Origin of the sequence: Porphyromonas sp. oral taxon 275 (genome assembly GCF_018127745.1) — a bacterium.
Classification (GTDB): domain Bacteria; phylum Bacteroidota; class Bacteroidia; order Bacteroidales; family Porphyromonadaceae; genus Porphyromonas.
Genome location: NZ_CP072333.1, coordinates 1349722 through 1371280 on the forward strand (window position 1 = coordinate 1349722; position 21559 = coordinate 1371280).

A 21559-nucleotide genomic window follows, 5' to 3' on the forward strand; every position below is an offset into this window, starting at 1 on the left:
AGAGCGCTGATGGGCGTCCCTCGGGGCGCTGACGGATATCCCTCAGCGCCCTAAGGGATAGGTCGGACGAAGGCAGAAGCCAAGGGTGGGCCTCAGATACATAAAGCACGAGCGCCCGAAGCAGCTAGGCTACTTCGGGCGCTCGCGTCGTGCTTGAGGGATCTAGCAGCGGGGCGCTACTGAGCCGCGTAGAGGTAGAACCACGTCTTCTCGTCCTTGACGCTGGAGAGCTTGTAGTAGGTCGCGCCCTCCGTATCGGTCAGCGTCTCCACCTTGTAGGGCGCACGGGAGCGCAGGCGCGAGATCCAGTAATCGGCCGTCCCAGCGTACCAGTACCAGAAGGTCGTCTCGTTGCCGTCACGCGTCAGGATGTCCAGCTGTGTCGGGTCACTGCCCACGGGGACAAAGTCCGCCTCGTAGGAGAGACGCGTGTAGCTGCCGTCCGACTGCTCGAAGATGGGCATCGTGATGAAGCTCGTCACCTGGGTATCGTTGCCCACGAGGCCTTGCTGCTGATCCGCCTCGGTATTCACCCCTAGGTAGCAGCGCGTACTCATACGTGCCTGGCGGCTGCGGTAGAGGGCGGCATTGACCTGGGTGAAGTAGCTGATGAGCGTAGGGGAGGCATAGCCCGTCGTGAGGTAGAGGACATAGCTCTTGGTAGCCAGCTCCAGAGGTGCCGACACCAGCGAGGTCGTGACATCCCCCTCCAGAGAGGTGACGCTCGTGCCGTCGCTCGAGAGGCGGAAGCCCGAGATCGTAACCCCGCCGATAGTGATCGGCTCGTAGAAGCGCAGCCCCTCGGTCGTGTAGGCAAAGGCCATCTGCTGCCTGCTCGTGCTCGTCCCTTCGCCTGGGAGGACGAACTCCAGCTGGCGGTAGGTCGGGTGCAGACGCAGCTCCACCTTGCCTGCCGTGCCGATCGTGACGGGCACGAGACCCTTGCCCTGGAACTTCTGCGCCATAGCCTGCAGGGCCGCGATCTCCGCCTTGGGATCGGTCGTCATGGGCACGAGACTCATGAGATTGCGGTACTTGCGCCCCTGCAGCAGGATGCTATCGCCACGGGTACCCGTCAGCAGCAGCTCGAAGTCGCCCCCGCGGGCATTACGGAAGTATTCGGTCGAGGTACTGAAGTGGTGCAGGATATTGCTGCGCGTGTCGAAGGCCAGTGTCGGCATATCGATATTGCGCACGGCGTAGGTGGAGCTGGTGGAGGTCGTCGAGAGCTCCGAGAGGGCGGTGACGCGTCCGTCCTTGAACTGCACGTACATCGAGTAGCCCCCATAGGCGCGCTTCGAGTCGGGGTAATAGGTCAGACGCCAGTAGCCATTATGCCCCTCGAGGCTGGCGACCGTCTCCGAGATCGCCTGCTGGGTACGCACGGCAGCCTCGGGGAGCTTGTCCAGATCGCTCGAGCTGGTGCAAGAGCTCATCCAGAGGAGGGAGCCCGCCGTGAGGGCTAGGATCTTCTTGTAGTTCATTGCTGTGTCGTGGATGAGGTCATAGTAGTGAAGTCCTGCCGCGCAAAGTCAGGGTAGCGCTTCTGCAGCTGCGCACGGAGCTTGTCCATATCGAGGCCCCAGGTATTGAGCATGTAGTCCTTGATGATACGGATCTTCTCCTCGATGATGGAGCGACCCGAGCGGGTGCGCCCCGAGGGGACGACATCGGCCGAGACGAGCTTAGCCTCCCACTCCTCGGTGCTCATGATGACATAGTTCCCGAAGAGCTCGGCGAAGTCCTCGTGCGGCTCCTGGCTGGCGTAGTTGGTGATGAAGCCGTACTCGATGGACTTCTTACCCTCGCGCGTCCAGCCCGAGATCCAGTCGGCCTGTCGGTAGTCCAGCGAGGTGATCTTATCGAAGTCCGTCGTGGGCTCGACACGCTGGTGGAAGGTGTGCGCAGCCTCGTGGTACATCGTGCGGAGGTAGACATCCTTGAGACGGTCGAGGTAGGCTGAGTTCTGCCCGTCCAGCCAGTTCTTCCACTGATCGTACTCCGACTGCACCGAGCTGTCCGTCTCCAGCACCTTCTTCAGACTATCCATCGTATGGTAGTAGTTGCCCAGCGAGGGGAAGTCGAAGCTATTGATGTTCATGAAGATGATCTTGATCCCGTTGACCGTCGAGGCACGTGTGTTGGAGTTGCTAGGCGGTGGGTTGTAGGCCAGGAGCCCCGTGAGGACAAAGGCCTGAGGCGTGAAGCGGCGCACGAAGTCCACCCCCATCACCTCGGTGTAGGGCTCGAGGAAGAGGTACTTCAGGACGTTGACGAACTGGAGGCTATTCTGCTCGTTGGCAGGCGAGGTCACCCAGTTGCGCCCGATCTCACTCTCGGTATAGCGGTAGTAGATCTGTATGTTGTAGGGCGAGGTGATCTCACGCTCGATGTACTCATCCATAGCCGTGCGGCTGGAGGCAGGGCTGAGTACAGAGCCCGAGGTAATATCTGCATCCACCTTGCGGCAGCTGCCGAGGGCCATCAGGAGCGAGCCGAGGGCCCACAGGGAGGCGTTCCTTAGAGTCATATGCATAGTGTGGTACGCTCCGTAGAGCGAGCGGGGGATTTACTTAGTGCGGGGCGTGGGCTCCAGGCCAGCGTTGCGGACGTTCTGCGGGATCTGGAAGGTCGTGTGCTCATCCCAGGAGGTGAGGGTCTTGGCGACGGTGAACTTGGCACGATCCTTGGCATCATGGACGAAGCGGAAGACCTCGATCCCGTAGCGGCGGATGTCGAACCAGCGGAGTCCCTCGTGGGCTGTGGCCACACGGCGGCACTGCAGGAGGTGGTGCAGGAGCATCAGCTGATCCTCTCCCCCATCGAGGGTGAAGGCTGGGTGCAGCTGCTTCTTCATCGTCGGATTGGTCGCTGTGCTGTAGTCGAGCGCCTTGTAGAAGGCGATGATCTCGTCCTTGGTGAAGGTCTTCTTCGTCGTGTTGAGGTAGGCGGCGCTCCAGGTGTTGAGGTCGGCTACAGCGGCATCGTACTGCTTCTGGATGATCTCGGCCTCGGCGCGTACCAGTAGGGTCTCCTCGGCTGTGAAGGGGACGCAGAGCGTCTTGTCCTTGTTGCTGGCGTAGTAGGGGTACTTCGACTGGTTGATGACATCACGGTAGTTGTACGAGGGCGAGACGAAGGGGACCTGCCAGTAGTCGGCCTGTGCCGTCGTCGAGCTGCGCCAGATGTTCTCCCCGAGGAAGAGCTCCTCGGCCACGCGATGCGTCATAGAGAAGCGCTTCATATTGGCGTAGGAGAAGTTCGAGACTGCCCCTGAGGTCACGGGCAGCAGGAGGAAGTTCGCCGCCACCGTCTCTCTCGTGTAGAGCTTGGCATAGGCATCCTCGGTCTTCGCGCCGACGATGGCCGCGTCCTGGAACTCCGACCAGCGGCGGGGGCTCTTACCATCGAGGGCCGTCGTAGCATGCTTGATCGCCTTGTCCCACTTCTCGTAGAAGAGGTAGAAGCGAGCGGCGAAGGCCTCGGCCGCAGCCTTGTTGAAGTGGTAGATCTTCTGGCTGTAGAAGCTGTCCAAGATGAGCGGGAGTCCCTCGGTGAGGTCCTTGTCGATGGCGGCATAGACCTCAGCGACGGTATTGCGCGTGTACTTGGGGTCCAGCGTCTCCTCGGGCGCAGTCATGTAGGGCACACCTAGGTCCTTGGCGCTGGTACTGCTGTTGTAGTGCTTACCGAAGAGGTTCACGAGGACGAAGTGCGAGTAGGCGCGGATCACGAGGGCCTCTCCCTTGGCTGCCGCCAGCTCGCTGCCTCCGCCGAGGGCGTCGATAGCCTTCAGCGCAGCATTGGCGTGCTGTATGGAGAGGTAGTGGGAGCGCCACAGGGCACGCAGGCCGTCGGAGCTGTTGTACTCGGGTCCGTCGTTCCAGTAGGCTAGGTCGTAGGTGAACTTGGTGAAGTGCGGGTTGTCCGTACCGTAGTCATCGAGGTTGTCCGTAGACATCTCGCAGGCGTAGGCGTAGGAGGTCAGCGGATAGGCATTGACCAGGATGCGGCGTATCTTGTCGGGGCTGGTCAGGAGCACACGTTCGTCGGGCTGCTCATCCAGGAGCTTATTGCAAGATCCCAGCACGAGGGGAGCGACGAGGGCCACGAGGGGCACGAAGAGTCTATTCATCCTATTCATCATAAGGCTATCTCGTGGGGCTTAGAGTCCGACACGCAGGGTAAGGATCAGCTTGCGCGGAGCAGTGACCGAGGAGCTATACATGTACTCGGGGTCATCGCCACGCAGGCGGGCATCCGAATAGAGGAGCATGAGGTTCTGCGCCTGCAGCTTGAGGGAGAGGTTCTTCAGCGGGGTGCGACGCAGCAGCGCCTTGGAGATGACGTACTCGAGCGAGATCTCCTTGAGGCGAACGAAGTCGGTGCTGACGATACGGGTCGTGGAGGCGCTGTAGGCATAGTAGCCATTGATCAGGTTGTCCGCACCGTACTGGTCGAAGGCATAGCTGGTCGGGAGACGAGGGATGTCGGTATGCGCCTCATCGCCGGGCTTCTTCCAGCGCTGCGTCAGCTCACGGGGGAAGGCCGAGTAGTCATCGGTATTGGTGATGCTACGCAGGCGGGTGACGGCGCCGAACTGGTAGTTGATATTGGCCGAGAGCGAGAAGTTCTTGTAGCGGAAGGTATTGGTCAGCGTCCCCACGTCCGTCGGGTCGAGCGTCCCACTGTACTTGAGGAAGTCGATGTCACTACTGGAGAAGTTGAAGTCGCCCAGCGTCTCCACCCCGCGCTCATTATAGAAGCGCGGCATCCCCTCATTGGTCAGCCCGAGGAAGGGGATAGAGAAGACCGAGGACAGGGGATAGCCCTCGTAGGAGAAGCCCGAGCCCGAGATCATCGTGCGTACCGTGGGATTGCTCAGCAGCGAGGTGATCTTATTCGTCTTATGCAGGTAGGAGAAGCCCGTCGTCCAGCTGAAGTCCTTGAGCTTGAGATTAACCATCGAGAGGGTGAACTGTAGGCCCGAGGACTGCAGCTCAGCCACGTTACCACTCTTCTGCGCTTCTCCACCGATCGACTGCGTGTAGATGGGCCCGACGAGGTCATAGCTGCGGCGGCGGTAGGCGTCGAACTCCGCGGAGATGCGTCCCTTGAAGAGGCCGAAGCCGAGACGTGCCCCGTAGGTCAGGGTCTTCTCGTAGGTCAGGTCGTGGTTCGCTAGGTTGGTGAAGGCAAGGCCGATCTCCTTGGAGCTGGGGCGCCAGGGGATGCTGGGATAGATCTCCTCGAGCGAGTTGGTCACCGAGGGGTTATCCGCGACCATCCCTACATAGGTCTTGAGGCGCAGCGAGGAGAGGGGAGCGAGGTGGCGGAAGAAGCGCTCGCGGTCGACACCCCAGGTCAGCTCCACATTCCACGTCGGGAGCCAGCGCACGTAGCGTGAGGGGCCGAAGCGGTTGCTGGCGTCGAAGCGCAGCAGCGCGTCGATGGAGTAGCGATTGGCGTAGGAGTAGCTGGCGCGCGTCAGCATCCCGATGTTGTTGTTGACTTTGTTGCGTATCGTGTAGTAGTCCTTCCCCTTTTCGTAGAGGCGCTGGATGGCGTCGGGGATGTAGTAGGAGTGATAGCCGAGGTCGTAGAGGACGCCGTAGTTGATGTTCCAGTTGTTCTGCACCGTGCCTTGATTGAGCTCCACGCCCGCGGAGGCAAGGACATTGTGCTGGCCAAAGCTCTGGTGGTAGTCGAGGTCGAGCTTGAAGCTATTGACATAGTTCTGCACGAAGCGGCTCTCCCGTATCCCGCCCTCAGGAAGCACCGAGTAGGGCTGAGCGTAGGGGTCGTTGGGGTCGGTACGCAGGTTCTTGTTGCTGTTGCGTATGTTGGTGGTCTGCATGGCACGCATGCTACGTGCTAGGACAGAGTGCTCGGTATTATCACTGAAGGTCGCGGTACTCGTGTACTTGATGTCGGTGACGAAGGTCGCACGTAGCTGCTTGAGGATATCCCAGGTCGCTGTCCCCTGGATGCCGAGGTAGCCGAGGGTCTTGGTGCGGCGGCTCTCCCGCAGCTCGTCGAAGATGTTGTAGGGGACGTAGTCCTTGGTGTAGTTCTCGTGGGGCAGCAGTGCGCGGCTGGTGCTATTGGCGTACTTGACGGCCGAGGTCAAGGGGTCCTCAGAGGTCGTGTACTCGCCGATGAGGTTGAGCCCGATCTTGAGCGTCGGCAGGAGCTTGTAGTCGGCACTGATGTTGCCCGAATAGGTATTAGCTCGGCTGGCGATCGTCCAGCCTGGGTCGACGCGTGCGGTGAGGGAGGCGAAGAGGTTCGTCTTGCTCGTCCCGCCGTTGAAGCTCAGCGTGTGGTTGTGGACGATGCTATTGCGGTAGAGCTCCTTGAACCAATTGGTATTGGCGTGCTCGGCAGCGCGGAAGTAGGCCAGACGCGAGGCCTCATCGTTCGTCAGGCGTGGCTTGCCCGAGGCGTCGAGCTCGTTGAAGAGCTGGTACATACGCCCGACGAGCCCCTGGTCCTTGTTGGTCTCCAGCGTGTGTATGGGGTACATCCCACCGTCGAGCAGATCCTGGATGAGCGCCACGTGCTGCTGCGAGTTCATGACGTTGAGGTCGTTGTAGGTGGGGATGGGGCGGTACATGAACTCCCCTCGATAGCTGAGGGAGGAGACCCCTGCAGCACCGGAGCGCGTGGTGATCTCTACGACCCCAGCGATCCCGCGTGGGCCGTAGCTGGAGGTCTCGGAGGAGGTGGTGAGGATACGTACAGAGGCGATGTTGTCGACGCTCAGCCCGGGGACGATGCCCGCGGCTACCTGCTTGGGGTCGGCGCCAGAGAAGGCCTCGAGGCTCCCGTAGTCGCTGCCGAGGACGACTCCATTGAGCACCCACAGCGGCCGCGCCTTACCCGTGATCGAGGTAGCCCCACGGCTCGAGGTCGAGAGGATGACCTCATCCTTACCCTCCCCCTGGTGTACGGCAGTGCTGTCGGCCTTGGTCTTATCCTTGTCCACCGCGGGCAGCGTGAGCACCACATCGAGCTGGGGCTGGGTCGCTACTAGGGTCTTGAGGATCTTGCCATCGAGGATGAACTGGAGGGTCTGGCCTGCCTCGAGCTCCAGGACATATAGCCCCTGCTCGGTGGTCACCATACTACGACCGGTCTCCTTCACAACGACTTGGACCTTGGGGAGCACCGCCTTCGAAGCATTGGTGACACGCCCTGTGACCAAGATTTTCTGCGCCGAGGCCGCGCCTCCACCGAGGAGGAGCGCTAGGGCCAGCGCTGAGAGTCTTGTCTTCATATACTCTGTAGATATCGATTGTACCCGCGAAGATACTATTTTTACCCTAGACCAGGGACCCCGCGATTGGCGGCATTTAATTAAGTTTTTAAGGAGATCCGCCCTCACCACCGCCCTGTAGCAAGCTCCCCCAAGAACCCAAGGCCAGCCCCTCACCCCGAGGAGCTGGCCTTGCTCTTTAGCCAAAGGGAAGGGCGCCCTGCTACGCCTCCGTAGGATATGGAGGATTGGGGCAAGGATTTTCCTCCACAGGGGATTATTCTGCCTTTCTACCAAGCATTATCGTTGGAAGATCAGGATCAGGCCAATCGTAGTCTCCGCCTTCAATCGATTTAGAGAGTATAAGCACCTCACATCTCTTGAAGAGCTTGAGAAGATCATTCAAGTTCTGCTTTTCCTCAAAGCCTATAGAGACAATCCTCCCTCTCTCTGAAGCCAAGTCTTTACAAAGGATCGTAAAGGAAGGGGCATACTCATTTGTCTGGATTCTTAGCCCTATTGGCTTAAACTGAGAAGAGGATATTCCTTTGCTCTCCAAATACCCTTCTAACCCCTTATCCATACTGTCGTATAGATCTGCTGCAGACGTTCCTTCGAAGTCTCCATACTTAGCTCTTGCAATCCATTTCTGTTTTTCCATAGCTATTTGTGTTATAATATAGAATCGCGGCAAAGATAGTCTTAAATTCCTTTCCGATACGAATATCAAGAAGCGCTACCCCCTAAGCACACAGAAGCTCCCCATTCTAACTTGAAGCTATACAATTGGAGTCATCCTTACCTCATCGAAAGTCTCTTATCCCCCTGCCCCTCCCCCCAAAAAGAGATGCACGCTAGTGTAGGGAGACGTATCAACCATACAGCAAGCCAAGGAACCATTTTCAGGGCTCTCGTTCTCCACCTAGATACAACACAGACGCCAGCGCTGTGGACGGTCTTAGCACAGCACATCAAGAAACGAACTCGCATACAGGTTGCAGCGCCTTATCCAAGGCCTCGCAACAAGCCCCAAGCCAAGCCCCAGCGAGGCGACAGCCTTGTCCCAGCTCCGCGAGGGATATCCCTCAGCACGCTGACTGCTATCCCTCACGCGTGCCACAGAAGGCACTCAGCCTCCTGAGGGATATCCCTCGCGGAGCCTGCCCTTATCCCGCGCCGCGCGGGGAGCTTGTGACTCAAGGCGGAGTCAAAGTCAAAGACCCCGACTGCCCTTATCCCGCGCCGCGCGGGGAGCTTGCCCAGCCCTTCGCTTACCCTAGCTATAGCGTAGCTCCGCGGGCAGCATGAGGCCTCAGCCCTAGCCTATTACGCACGGAGGCGAGGAGGATGCGGGCGGGCGTCGGGAGGGGATTTGGGGCTGCTTTTGGACGTGCTTTTGGTCAATTCAAAAAAAGGTCTTATCTTTGCAGCGCAAACGGGGCAGGAAGCCGCCCACGAGCGATTGAAATCATAACGCGGAAGTAGCTCAGTTGGTAGAGCATAACCTTGCCAAGGTTAGGGTCGCGGGTTCGAGTCCCGTCTTCCGCTCAACTAAGGTTTCCATAGTTTTGATGTGTATTTGTTTGATGAGGCATTCTGAGATTCAGTAGCAATCTTGGGATGTTTCTTCTTTTTATACCCTAGCCTCCGCTCCCCCTAGAGCCCCAGCCCACCTCACTACGTACACGCATGATCCTTTGCATCGCCGAGAAGCCCAGTGTGGCACGTGACATCGCCAATATCCTAGGCGCGACCCACCGCGAGGGGACGCAGGGCCTGGGGTATATGGAGGGCAACGGCTACGCAGTGACCTGGACCTTCGGCCACCTCTGCACGCTCAAGGAGCCCCACGACTACCACCCCTCCTGGCGCGCCTGGAGCCTCGGCGTCCTGCCGATGATCCCCGAACGCTTCGGTATCAAGCCCATAGAGATCGACCACTACAAGCGTCAGCTCGAGATCATCGAGCGCCTGGTCGGCGAGGCCTCGGAGGTCATCAACTGCGGCGATGCTGGGCAGGAGGGCGAGCTGATCCAGCGCTGGGTGCTGCAGCGCGCAGGCTGTAGCGTACCCGTCAAGCGCCTATGGATCTCCTCCCTCACGGACGAGGCCATACGCGAGGGCTTCGCCCGCCTGCACGACGCGGAGGACTATCAGTCCCTCTATGAGGCAGGCCTAGCGCGCGCCATCGGCGACTGGCTGCTGGGGATGAACGCCACACGCCTCTACACGCTCCGCTACGGCGGGCGTGAGCGCAAGCAGCCCCTCTCTATCGGCCGCGTACAGACCCCCACCCTAGCCCTCATCGTAGAGCGCCAGCAGGAGATCGAGCACTTCGTCCCCGAGACCTACTGGGAGCTCAAGACCCGCTACCGCGATACACTCTTCTCCGCTGACAAGGGGCGCTACAGCGATAGGGCCAAGGCGCAGGCAGCACTAGAGAGCATACAGGGCAAGGAGCTGGAGATCACCTCGGTGAAGAAGAAGGACGGGAAGGAGCTACCGCCCCGCCTCTTCGACCTGACGAGCCTACAGGTGAGCTGCAACCGCAAGTTCGCCATGAGCGCCGAGGAGACGCTGTCCACCGCCCAGAGCCTCTATGAGAAGAAGCTGCTGACCTACCCGCGCGTCGACACCACCTACCTCAGCGAAGACATCTACCCCAAGGTCGCGGGCATCCTGCGCGACCTCGTGACGCCCTACCCGCAGCTAGTGGCCCCGCTGCTGAGCGGCGCCCCCATACGCAAGAGCAAGAAGACCTTCGACAACGCCAAGGTCACCGACCACCACGCCATCATCCCCACAGGGCAGCGCGCCCAGGGGCTCTCGGAGCGCGAGCAGCGCGTCTACGACCTCGTGGCGCGTCACTTCATCGCGGCCTTCTACCCTGACTGCCGCATCAGCACAACCAGCGTCGAGGCCGAGGTAGAGCGGATCAAGTTCAAGGTCTCGGGCAAGGAGATCCTCTCCCCAGGCTGGCGCACGGTCTTCGCAGGCGAAGCGGAGGAGGCCGAGGCCAAGGAGGGCAAGGAGGAGAGCGAGACCGAGGCCATGCTGCTGCCGACCTTCGTCGAGGGCGAGCGCGGCCCCCAGCAGCCCGAGCTCAAGGAGCGCCAGACGCAGCCCCCCAAGTACTACACCGAGGCCACCCTACTGCGCGCCATGGAGACGGCGGGCAAGTTCGTCGAGGACGAGGAGCTCCGCGAGGCCATGAAGGAGAACGGCATAGGCCGCCCCTCCACCCGAGCCAACATCATCGAGACCCTCTTCAAGCGCGGCTACATCGAGAAGGTCAAGCGCAGCCAGATCCACGCCACCGAGACCGGCAAGCAGCTCATAGGGCTCATCAACTACGACCTCCTGAAGAGCGCCGCCCTCACGGGGCAGTGGGAGTACAAGCTCCGCCAGATCGAGCGCCGCGAGCTGGAGCCCCGCAGCTTCATCGAGGAGCTCAAGGAGATGCTCCGCCAGCTGACCCTATCCGTCCTACAGCCCGAGCCGCCCGCTGCGTCCTCCACAGCAGCCGCGCCCGAGCCTACAGCTGCCGCCTCTAGCCCTGCGGCCGACCCGCGAGATACGGGCCTTCGCTGCCCCCGCTGCGGTGCGGGCACACTGCTACGCGGTCGCAGCGCCTTCGGCTGCTCGGCCTACAGCGCAGGCTGCAGCTACCGCATCCCCTTCGCCACCTGCCCCGAGACGAGCAGCCCCGAGGAGCTCGAGGCCTACCTAGAGCGGGAGGCGCGTGAGGCCACAGACAGCGTGCCTGAGTCCCTCTTCTAGGCACTGCCGAGCCGAGGCCTGCACCTAGACCTCCGGCAATGTAGGCAAATGCGTATCTTTGCGCTCATAGAGTATAAGCCCTGCTGCGTCTAGCCCGCCCCTCGGGCGCAGCCCAGCGCAGCAGCTACTATATATATAGGATATAGATGAAGGAAAAGATAAAATCAGGGCTGTGGCTAGCCTTCGGGCTGGCCTGGCTCGGGATCTTCGGCGGGATCTTCGCCATCTCGATGGGCTGGATAGGCTACCTGCCGCCCATCGAGCAGCTGCAGAACCCGATCGATAAGTACGCCTCGCAGATCTTGGCGTCCAATGGCGAGGTCATCGGCACCTTCGCCCACAGCGGCACCAACCGTACCCTCGTCGACTACAAGGACCTATCCCCCGAGCTCGTCAAGGCGCTCATCGCCACCGAGGACGTACGCTTCGAGGAGCACTCGGGCATAGACTTCCGCAGTCTGGCACGCGCCATCTTCAAGACCGGGATCCTGCAGCAGAAGAGCGCTGGCGGTGGGAGCACCATCTCCCAGCAGCTGGCCAAGATGCTCTACTCCCCACCGAGCTCCAACTTCTTCACCCGTATGATGAAGAAGCCCGTGGAGTGGGTCATCGCCGCCAAGCTCGAGCGCTACTACACCAAGAGCGAGATCCTGGCGATGTACCTCAATCAGTTCGACTTCCTCTACAACGCTGTGGGCATCCGTAGCGCGGCCTTTACCTACTTCGGCAAGACGCCCCGTGAGCTCAACGTGCAGGAGGCTGCCGTGCTCGTGGGCATGTGCAAGAACCCCACGATCTACAACCCCGTCCTGCGCCCCAATAGTCCTCTGCCGCTGGAGCGACGCAATACCGTCTTCCAGCAGATGCAGAAGGCAGGCTACTTGACAAGCGCCGAGGTGGACTCCCTCTCCCGCCTGCCGATACAGATCTCCTTCCACCGCGTCGACCACAAGCAGGGCATCGCACCTTACTTCCGCGAGCATCTGCGCAAGATCATGATGGCCGACAAGCCCGAGCGCAGCGACTACGCCTCCTGGCAGTACGACCGCTACCGCGACGATAGCATCCAGTGGGAGAAGAATCCTCTCTTCGGCTGGTGCAACAAGAACCGCAAGAAGGACGGCTCCCCCTACAATATCTACACCGACGGGCTGAAGATCTACACGACGATCTCCCCCGAGATGCAGCGCTATGCCGAGGAGGCTATGCGCGAGCACCTAGCGGACAATCTCCAGCCCGCACTGACGCGTGAGCGCCTGGCGCGTGGCGGCGATCCCTTCAGCACGAGCCTGACGCAGCAGCAGCGCGACGACATCCTGCGCCGTGCCATGAAGCAGTCCGACCGCTGGAAGCTCAATAAGGAGGACGGGCTGTCGGACGAGGCGATCCTCGCCCAGTTCCGCCGCAAGACCAAGATGCAGGTATGGTCGTGGAATGGCCTACGCGATACGGTGATGACGCCCATCGACTCCATCCGCTACATGAAGGGCATCCTCCGCTCGGGCTTCATGGCGATGAACCCGCACAACGGACACGTGCTGGCCTACGTCGGGGGGATCAACTTCGGGCAGTTCCAGTACGACATGATCTCGGACGGACGCCGCCAGACGGGCTCGATCATCAAGCCCTACCTCTACTCCCTCACCATGGCCAACGGCTATTCACCCTGCGACCAAGTGCTGCACGTACAGAAGAGCTACAAGCTCGAGAACGGCCAGTACTGGACGCCGCGCAATACCAACCACCGCCGCGTCGGTGAGATGGTCTCCATCCAGTGGGGGCTGCAGAACTCGGACAACTGGGTGACGGCCGAGCTGATGAGCCGTACCTCGACCAAGGAGTTCAAGCGTCTCTTGGAGAGCTTCGGCCTGCGTGGCCCCATCGAGGAGGCTATGGCCATGTCCCTCGGTACGCCTGAGGCGACCGTCGGCGAGATGGTCTCGGGCTATACGACCTTCGTCAATGACGGCGTGCGCGTCGATCCACTGATGGTCACGCAGATCGAGGATATGAATGGCAACATCGTGGCCACCTTCGCCCCACAGACGACCGAGGTCCTCGACCTCGACGCGGCGAGCAAGATGCTCTACATGCTCCAGAGCGTCGTCGCGGGCGGTACGGCGAGCCGCCTACGCTATGCCTTCGGCCTAGATATGCCCCTAGGGGGGAAGACGGGTACGACGCAGAACAACAGCGATGCTTGGTTCGTGGGCTTCACGCCCGACCTCGTAGCAGGCTGCTGGATCGGCGGTGAAGAGCGTAGTGTGCGCTTCAACTCGATGAACTTCGGTCAAGGTGCCGCCGCTGCGCTGCCTATCTTCGGCCGCTTCCTCAAGAAGGTCTACAGCGACAAGTCGCTGGGCTACCTGACGGGCATCCCCTTCCGCATGCCGCAGGGCTTCTCCCCCTGTGGGGGCAACACCCAGGAGGCTGAGGCCGTCGAGGTCTTCGAGGGCGAAGGCGAAGGTACGAGCTCCGACATACCTCCCATAGAGTAGCCCCCGCCTCCGCGTATTAGCCTTCGGCCTCCCTAGGCTTCTGGAGGCATCATCATCCGCAGCCACTTCCTCAGCTCGAGGGGGTGGCTGCTGTCGTATTGGGGGGCTAGGTAAGGGAAGCGCACGCCCCGCCTTGAGCCCGCGCACAGAGCTTCCTCGGATCTTGATCCAAAGCTCAAGGCGCGCCCCCTTAGCTCTACCCTAAGCCAGCGCAAGCAAAGTCAAGAAGCCACGCCCAGAGCCGCCCATCGAAGGAGTCCGCAGAGGCACAGCGCAGCAGCAGCCTTGTCGGGGCACGCTGAGGGATATCCCTCGGCGGCCTCACCGATATCCCTCAGCCTCGCCACGGATGCCCCTCAGCGGCCTGACTGATATCCCTCAGCACCCCTTACCCTATCCTCCAAGTGCGCCCCCTACCTATTCGCCCCTCCACCGAGTAGCTAGGCGGAGGAAGGAGCGAGGGCGACACGCAGTCTCTGCACGGCGTGGGCTGGCAGCAGCCTGCTAGTTTTCGTATCTTTGTAAGACATTGTAGCTATTATGAACATCGTACGCGCAGAAGACTATCATGTCCCCGTGATGCTCCAGGAGTGTCTCGAGGGGATGCAGCTAAGGCCTGAGGGCTGCTACGTGGATGTGACCTTCGGAGGCGGAGGACACTCGCGGGCTATACTGAAGGAGCTCCAGGGGGCAGGGATGCTCTACTCCTTCGACCAAGACCCCGACGCTGCGGCGCGTGCTCCCCAGCAGCCTTGTTTCACCTTCATCGCCAGCAACTTCCGTCACCTCGCCCGCTTCATGGACTACTACGACCGCCTGGGACAGGTGGACGCTATCCTTGCGGATCTCGGTGTGTCCTCGCATCACTTCGATGCGATGGAGCGCGGCTTCAGCTTCAGGGACGAGACGCCCCTGCTGGATATGCGCATGAATAATAGAGCTGGCCTCAGCGCCCGTGACCTCCTGAATAGCTACGAGGAGGAGCAGCTGGCCGACGTCCTCTACCGCTACGGCGAGCTCAAGCAGAGCCGCAGCCTAGCCAAGCTCATCGTCAAGGCACGCTCTGTCGCCCCCCTGCAGACGGTCGGCGATCTCATCGCTGCCATACGCCCTGCCCTGCGCCCCGACCAAGAGAAGAAGCTGCTGGCGTGCATCTTCCAGGCCCTGCGCATCGAGGTCAACGGCGAGCTCAAGGCCCTCGAGGAGCTCCTCGAGGCTTCGCTCTGCGTGCTACGCCCTGGCGGTCGCCTCGTCGTGATGACCTACCACTCGCTGGAGGATCGCATCGTGAAGAACTTCCTCAAGGGGACGGACGACTCGGCCGAGGCACAGATCTACGGCACCGCTCGCAGCGCCTGGCGCCTCGTCACCCGCAAGCCCCTCGTAGCCTCCGCCGAGGAGCTGGAGCGCAACCCCCGCTCCCGCAGCGCCAAGCTACGTATCGCCGAACGTATCCGCTAAGTCCCCCCGATCCCCGATGAACGCTACCGACCAGCCCAGCAGCGACGAGCGCGACCAGATGCGCGCCCCCTACCTCCAGGAGCATGAGCCCTCCCTAGAGGAGTCCCTTGACGCAGCCGCCGATCGCCTCTCTGGTGAGGAGGATGAGGCCGACGGCGAGATCCCCAGCTCGGGCTGGGAGACCCTCGAGGGCAACCTACTGGCACATCCGCGGGCTCGCTACTGGCTCCAGGTGGCGGGCTTCTACCTCATCTGCGGTATCGCCTGCGTCCTGTGGACCTACCACTTCAGCAGCCAGACGCAGCAGCTCGACCGCCTAGAGCGCCAGCTCAAGGATATACGCTTCCGCTCGCTCTTCATCTCCTCCGAGCTCATCAAGAGCACCCACATCGACAACATCACCCAGCGCGTGACGGACTACCAGCTGCCGCTCGTACCCGCCACCAAGCCGCCCTATCAGCTCATTGACTCGGGACAGTTCCCAGTCCCCAGCCCCGAGGCGAAGTAGCCCCCCTCCCCGCAGTACACTATGTGGTCCAAAGTCCTCATCTTCCTCCAGCAGCTCATCCAGCTACTCCGCAACCTGCGCGCCTGGCTCTGGGCTAGGCTCAGCCCGCTACTTGCCCGCCTGCTCGCCCCCTTCTGCCGCTACGAGGTAGAGACGCTCAAGGGGCGCCGTCTCGTCTGGGACTTCTATCCCCTCGTGATGGCAGGCTTCACCCTGCTCTTCGTCGCGATCATCATCTACGTGATCCGCTTCTCCTACTCCAGCGAGGGGGCACGCTACCGAGCTGCTGCCGAGCGCGTGCAGCGTGAGAAGCGCGTGCAGGACCTCCCCCTGCGCGGCTCCATCCTCGCCAGCGACGAGCGCCCCGTGGCCGTCACGACCCCCGTATATCGCCTGGGCCTGGACTTCCTCTCTGAGCCGCTCAAGGTGCTCTACGCCCCCCTCCCCACAGGCAAGACGCACCAGGACTCCCTCGAGCGCGCCAAGTACTACGCCACGCGGCAGGAGCTCGACTACGGGCTGGATCGCCTGGCGGTACTCATAGACAGCATCTACGACCTCAAGGCACATGGTCTCAGCCGTCAGCAGCTCAAAGCACGCTGGCGCAAGGGGCTAGAGCAGCGCAAGCGTGGTCTACCCGTCATCAATCTGGACGTCAGCTACCAGCAGTACCAGATCCTGATGGCCTCCTCCCCCTTCGCGCCGAAGATCATCAAGAACAAGCGCGTCCCCAGCCTCCTATCCAAGATGATCATCAGCACCGAGCGTACCAAGCGTATCTACCCCTTCGGCTCACTCGCCTACCGCACCATCGGCCAGCTGCAGCCCTCGGGAGAGAACAATATCTCCAAGGGCAAGAGCGGGCTAGAGCTCCGCTACGACGACCTCCTACGTGGCCGCATCGGCTCGGCACGACGCGTCTACTACGGCAATAGCTACCGCCGCATCGTGGACGAACCCGCCCTCGACGGCGCCGACATCGTCACCAACCTCGACATGGACATCCAGAGCATCGTGGAGCACTCCCTACGCGAGCAGCTGCAGCAGCTGGAGGCCGAGAGCGGCACCGTCGTACTGATGGAGGTCAAGACGGGGAAGATCGTCGCCATCTCCAACCTCGAGCAGGTCAAGCGTAGCCCAGGCACCTACAGCGAGTCCATCAATATGGCCATGACCAACAAGGCCGAGCCAGGCTCAACCTTCAAGGTAGCCTCCATGATGGTGGCCCTGGACGATGGGATCGTCCGCCCCAATGACACCATAGACGTCGGCAACGGCCTCTGGCCGCATGAGGGCCGCGTCGTGCGAGACCACAATGCTGGCAAGGGCGGCTACGGACGTATCTCCGTGGCGCAGACCATCATCAAGTCCAGCAACGTAGGGGTCGCCAAGATCATCGTCAAGGGCTATAAGGACAAGCCCGACGAGTACGTCGAGAAGATCCGCAGACTAGGCTTCGGCTTCAACTTCCAGAAGGAGGTCGACCTACAGGGCGTGGAGCGTGCCTCCATCCGCAAGCGCTCGGACAACCCCAACCGCTGGTACAACACCACGCTGGCGTGGATGTCCTACGGCTACGAGACGCAGATCCCCCCGATCTATACGCTGGCCTTCTTCAACGCCATCGCCAACGGCGGACGCTATATGCGCCCCTACTTCGTCTCCGAGATACGCCGCCGCGACAGCCTCACCCAGCACATCGAGCCTAAGGTCCTGAAGGAGCAGATCTGCAAGCCCGAGACGCTGCAGGCGATCCAGGAGATGCTACGCCGTGTGGTCACCGAGGGCACGGGGAAGAAGGCTCGCTCGGCCTACGTCGCCATCAGCGGCAAGAGCGGTACGGCTCAGCTCTCGGGCAAGCACGGCTACCGCGACTCGCTGGGGCAGGTGCGCCACCAGGTATCCTTCTGCGCCTACTTCCCCTCCGAGGCGCCGCGCTACTCTTGTATCGCCGTGATCCGTGCCCCATCAGCCCGCTACAGCGCAGGCGGGGGGGTGATGGCCGCCCCCATCATCCGCCGCATCGCCGAGAGCCTCGTGGCGCTGGAGAAGCCCCGCCCGCTGGACTCCCTCCCTCGCTCGGCCTCGCCGCTAGCCTATACGCGCCATATCGCCGCAGGGCGCACGGAGTCCCTCCTGCAGCTCCTCGAGCAGATGGGACTCCCCACGCCGCAGCTCGGGTCGAAGGCTCCCGCCTACATCCGCATTGATTCGGCCGCCCACATCTCAGCGCTGCCGCTGAACACGCACGATATCCCTGACCTCAGGGGCATGAGCGCTATGGACGCCGTCTACCTCCTGCGTAGCCGCGGCTACCGCGTGCAGCTCGTCGGGGCGGGGAACGTCGTGAGCCAAAGCATCCCAGCAGGTACAGCCGCGGCCCGAGGCAGCGAGATCGTCCTCCAGCTCGGCTACGAGGCCTAGCCTAGCGCCGCACTTCGCCCTCCGAGCAGCCGCCCTCACTTGCCCTCCCCCAAGGGCCTCTCACTAGACAGACCAAGCATCAGATGATACTCTCCCAGCTACTGGCTCGCCTCGACTACCGCACGAGCGCCAGCCCCGAGCAACTCGAGACGCTCGAGGTCACCAGCGTCACCGACGACTCCCGCAGCGTCGTCCCCGGCAGCCTCTTCGTCGCCCTGCAGGGCGTCCACGTCGATGGCAATAGCTTCATCCCCAAGGCGGTGGAGGCAGGCGCCCGCGTCTGTGTCGTCCAGCAGCTCCCAGCCGAGCAGCTCCCAGGCGTCCTCTATATAGAGGTTGCCTCAGCCGCTGAGTCCCTCGGCCTCCTCTCGGCAGCCTGGCACGGCTACCCTGCCGAGCAGCTCCAGGTCATCGGCGTCACGGGGACGAATGGCAAGACGACCATCGCCACCCTCCTCTGGCGCCTCTTCCGCAGCCTTGGCTACAAGGCGGGACTACTGAGCACCGTGTGCAACTACGTCGACGCTGAGGCCGTCCCCTCGACCCACACCACGCCCTCGGCACCGCAGCTGCAGGCGCTCCTGGCGCGTATGCTCGCCGCGGGCTGCACGCACGTCTTCATGGAGGTCAGCTCCCATGCTATGGCACAGCGCCGCGTAGCGGGGATCCCCTTCCGCGGCGGGATCTTCACGAACCTCACTCGCGATCACCTCGACTACCACGGTAGCGTCGAGGAGTACCTCAAGGCCAAGAAGAGCTTCTTCGACGGACTGCCCAAGGGTGCCTTCGCCCTCAGCAATGCCGACGACAAGAACGGCTTCGTGATGCTGCAGAATACTGTCGCCACGCGCTACAGCTACGCCCTGCGCGCCGCAGCCGACTACCGCACCCGCATCCTCGAGTCCTACCCCTACGGCACGCTCATCGAGCTCGAGGGGCAGGAGCTGCTCGTCCAGCTGGTCGGCGAATTCAACGTCTACAACGTCCTAGCCGTCTACGCCGCGGCGCGCCTGCTGGGCCTAGAGCGCAGCGAGGTACTGGTGGCCCTCAGCCAGCTCACAGCTGTCGACGGGCGCTTCCAGACGCTGCTCTCTCCCCGCGGCTACATCGCCGTCGTCGACTACGCCCACACGCCCGACGCCCTGCTGAATGTGCTGGAGACCATCGAGGAGCTGCGGCCTAAGGGCGCCCGCATCCTCTGCGTCGTCGGCTGTGGCGGCGACCGCGACAAGGGGAAGCGTCCCCAGATGGCGCAGGTAGCGGCGCAGCACTCCGACCGCCTGATCCTCACCTCGGACAACCCCCGCAGTGAGGACCCGCTAGCCATCCTCGCGGACATGAAGGCAGGCCTCAGTCCCGACGAGCTGGCCCATACGCTGGTCATCGCCGACCGTGCCGAGGCCATACGTACGGCCACGATGCTCGCCGAGCCCGGGGATATGCTCCTCGTCGCGGGCAAGGGGCATGAGACCTATCAGGAGATCGCGGGCGTGCGTCATCACTTCGACGACAGAGAGATCCTGCAGGCACAGTTCGCCACCGAAGCATAAGCCACACACCTACTCCTCTAAGCATTTAGACTATGATTTATCACCTCTTTGCCTACCTCACGAGCCAGGGCTACAGCTCGACGATCGCACGCCTGATGAGCTACGTCTCGGTACGCGTAGGCCTAGCGGTCATCCTCGCGCTCCTGATCAGCACCATCTGGGGGGGGCGTATGATCAAGTACCTCCAGCGCAAGCAGATCGGTGAGCTGGTACGTGACCTCGGCCTCGAGGGCGAGCAGCAGAAGAAGGGCACCCCCACCATGGGCGGTATCATCATCCTGCTCTCCATACTCATCCCGACGCTCCTCTTCGCACGGCTGGACAATATCTACATCCAGCTGATGATCATCACCACGCTGCTGATGGGGCTGCTGGGCTTCGCTGACGACTATATCAAGGTCTTCAAGAAGGACAAGAACGGCCTGAAGGAGCACTACAAGATCCTCGGGCAGCTGCTCCTAGGGCTCATCGTCGGCGTCACGCTCTACCTCAGCCCCAGCGTCGTCATCAAGCGTAATAGCGAGGTCGTCCGTGAGGGTAATGCCCGTGAGATCCGCTTCGAGACCACCGACACCAAGAGCCTCGAGACGACCATCCCAGGCTTCAAGAACAACAACCTCGACTATGCCGAGCTCATCCCCCTAGGCGATAGCGACACGCGCAAGCTCATCGGCGTGGGTATCTTCATCATCATGACCGTAGGCGTGGTGATGCTCCTCTCCAACGGCGTCAACCTCACCGACGGCGTCGACGGCCTGGCCTCGGGCAGCTCCGCCATCGTGGGGCTCGTCCTCGGCATCCTGGCCTACGTCTCCAGCCACCACGACATGGCGGGCTACCTCAATACGATGTTCATCCCCGGCGCCGAGGAACTGGTGATCTTCGCCGCCACCTTCGTCGGGGCGACCCTCGGCTTCCTCTGGTACAATTCCTACCCTGCGCAGGTCTTCATGGGCGACACGGGCAGCCTGGCCCTCGGGGGGATCATCGGCGTCTTCGCCATCGTCATCCGCAAGGAGCTGCTACTCTTCATCCTCTGCGGGGTCTTCATCGCGGAGTTCGGCTCCTCCTTCATCCAGCGCTTCTACTTCAAGTTCACCCGCCTGACCCGCGGCAAGGGGCAGCGTGTGTTCAAGATGGCGCCCCTGCACCACCACTTCCAGCTGCCTGGCGGTGCCGCGACTGAGGCGCTCTGGAAGCGTCCTGTGCAGAAGGTCCCCGAGGCGAAGCTGACGATGCGCTTCTGGCTCATCGGCATCATCCTCGCCGTGCTGACCATCGTCTCGATGAAGATCCGCTAGCCCTCCCAGCACGCTATGTATCAGATAGAGGATAAGATCGTCAGCCAGGACATCTTCGATGTGCTCTTCGCCTGCGACTATGCCAAGTGCAAAGGCATCTGCTGCGTCGAGGGTGACAGTGGGGCTCCGCTGGAGGCAGGCGAACGGGAGCAGCTGGAGCGCTACCTGCCCGAGGTCAAGCATCTCCTCTCGCCCGCGGCTCTGGACGTCATCGAGGCGCAGGGCGTCAGCTACCTCGATGAGGACGGCGACGAAGTGACCTCCATCGTGGGCGGCAAGGACTGCGTCTTCACCACCTACGACGCTGAGGGCAACTGTCAGTGTGCCTTCGAGAAGGTCTACTACGAGGGCAAGACGGACTGGATCAAGCCCATCAGCTGCCAGCTCTACCCCATCCGCCTGACCAAGTACCGCGACTTCACCGCCGTCAACTACCACAAGTGGTCGGTCTGCAAGTGTGCGCTCAAGCGCGGCAAAAGCCTTGGCCTGCCCGTCTACCGCTTCCTCGAGGGGCCGCTGGTCCGTGCCTTCGGCCGCGAGTGGTACCAGCAGCTCGAGGAGGTCGCCGCCCTCATCAAGGAGGAGCAGATGGGCGACTAGCCGCAGGCAGCGATCGCTCGGCACGCGACCAAGCACCACATACAGATCAAGCCCCACTGGGAAATCTCCTCTCGCGAGGAGCCTTTCCCAGTGGGGCTTGTCTTTTCCTAAGCTCAGCCGCCCCCCCCGCTACAAGCGACGGCCAAGTAGCCCCGCAATATCGGCCAAGCAAGCCCGCC

The 21559-nt window shown here is 61.9% G+C and carries 13 protein-coding genes and 1 tRNA gene; 9 read left to right on the plus strand and 5 right to left on the minus strand.

What is annotated here, in order from left to right:
• Positions 1–176: 176 nt before the first annotated feature.
• The 5 genes from J4862_RS05430 to J4862_RS05450 form a co-directional block, all read right to left on the minus strand.
• Entirely contained in the window at positions 177–1484 is a 1308-nt protein-coding gene (locus J4862_RS05430; protein ID WP_211788114.1) for a DUF4302 domain-containing protein, read from the minus strand.
• Positions 1481–2530 carry a substrate import-associated zinc metallohydrolase lipoprotein gene (locus J4862_RS05435; protein WP_211788115.1) on the minus strand — a complete coding sequence of 350 codons (1050 nt, stop codon included), beginning with the start codon at positions 2528–2530 and terminating at the stop codon, positions 1481–1483. The genes J4862_RS05430 and J4862_RS05435 overlap by 4 nt, the downstream gene beginning before the upstream one ends.
• A 39-nt stretch (positions 2531–2569) precedes the next feature.
• On the minus strand, positions 2570–4135 hold the full coding sequence (locus tag J4862_RS05440; RefSeq protein WP_211788116.1) for a RagB/SusD family nutrient uptake outer membrane protein: 1566 nt from the start codon (positions 4133–4135) through the stop codon (positions 2570–2572).
• Between the two features lie 30 nt (positions 4136–4165).
• Entirely contained in the window at positions 4166–7279 is a 3114-nt protein-coding gene (locus J4862_RS05445) for a SusC/RagA family protein (protein WP_211788117.1), read from the minus strand.
• Positions 7280–7535: 256 nt separating this feature from the next.
• Positions 7536–7919: a hypothetical protein gene (locus J4862_RS05450; protein ID WP_211788118.1), complete on the minus strand. Its 384-nt coding sequence runs from the start codon at positions 7917–7919 to the stop codon at positions 7536–7538.
• An 814-nt stretch (positions 7920–8733) separates the two neighbouring features.
• Here J4862_RS05450 and J4862_RS05455 point away from each other — a divergent pair.
• From J4862_RS05455 to J4862_RS05495, 9 genes are all read left to right on the plus strand, one after another.
• Positions 8734–8806 (plus strand) — tRNA-Gly (locus tag J4862_RS05455).
• A 141-nt stretch (positions 8807–8947) separates the two neighbouring features.
• The gene (locus J4862_RS05460; protein ID WP_211788119.1) at positions 8948–11038 is read left to right on the plus strand and encodes a DNA topoisomerase 3; all 2091 of its coding nucleotides are present in this window, start codon (positions 8948–8950) and stop codon (positions 11036–11038) included.
• Positions 11039–11184: 146 nt separating this feature from the next.
• Positions 11185–13536, plus strand: coding sequence for a transglycosylase domain-containing protein (locus tag J4862_RS05465; protein ID WP_211788120.1), 2352 nt, complete (start codon positions 11185–11187; stop codon positions 13534–13536).
• 540 nt (positions 13537–14076) lie between these two features.
• On the plus strand, positions 14077–14997 hold the full coding sequence (gene rsmH, locus J4862_RS05470) for a 16S rRNA (cytosine(1402)-N(4))-methyltransferase RsmH (protein WP_211788121.1): 921 nt from the start codon (positions 14077–14079) through the stop codon (positions 14995–14997).
• 16 nt (positions 14998–15013) lie between these two features.
• Complete coding sequence (locus tag J4862_RS05475; RefSeq protein ID WP_211788122.1) at positions 15014–15505, plus strand: FtsL-like putative cell division protein; 492 nt, start codon at positions 15014–15016, stop codon at positions 15503–15505.
• 21 nt (positions 15506–15526) lie between these two features.
• Positions 15527–17929 carry a penicillin-binding protein gene (locus J4862_RS05480; RefSeq protein ID WP_211788123.1) on the plus strand — a complete coding sequence of 801 codons (2403 nt, stop codon included), beginning with the start codon at positions 15527–15529 and terminating at the stop codon, positions 17927–17929.
• A gap of 83 nt (positions 17930–18012) precedes the next feature.
• Entirely contained in the window at positions 18013–19479 is a 1467-nt protein-coding gene (locus tag J4862_RS05485) for a UDP-N-acetylmuramoyl-L-alanyl-D-glutamate--2,6-diaminopimelate ligase (protein ID WP_211788124.1), read from the plus strand.
• Positions 19480–19511: 32 nt separating this feature from the next.
• A complete protein-coding gene (mraY, locus tag J4862_RS05490; protein ID WP_211788125.1) occupies positions 19512–20780 on the plus strand; it encodes a phospho-N-acetylmuramoyl-pentapeptide-transferase in 1269 nt (422 codons plus the stop codon).
• Positions 20781–20795: 15 nt separating this feature from the next.
• Entirely contained in the window at positions 20796–21380 is a 585-nt protein-coding gene (locus J4862_RS05495) for a DUF3109 family protein (protein ID WP_211788126.1), read from the plus strand.
• Positions 21381–21559: the final 179 nt, after the last annotated feature.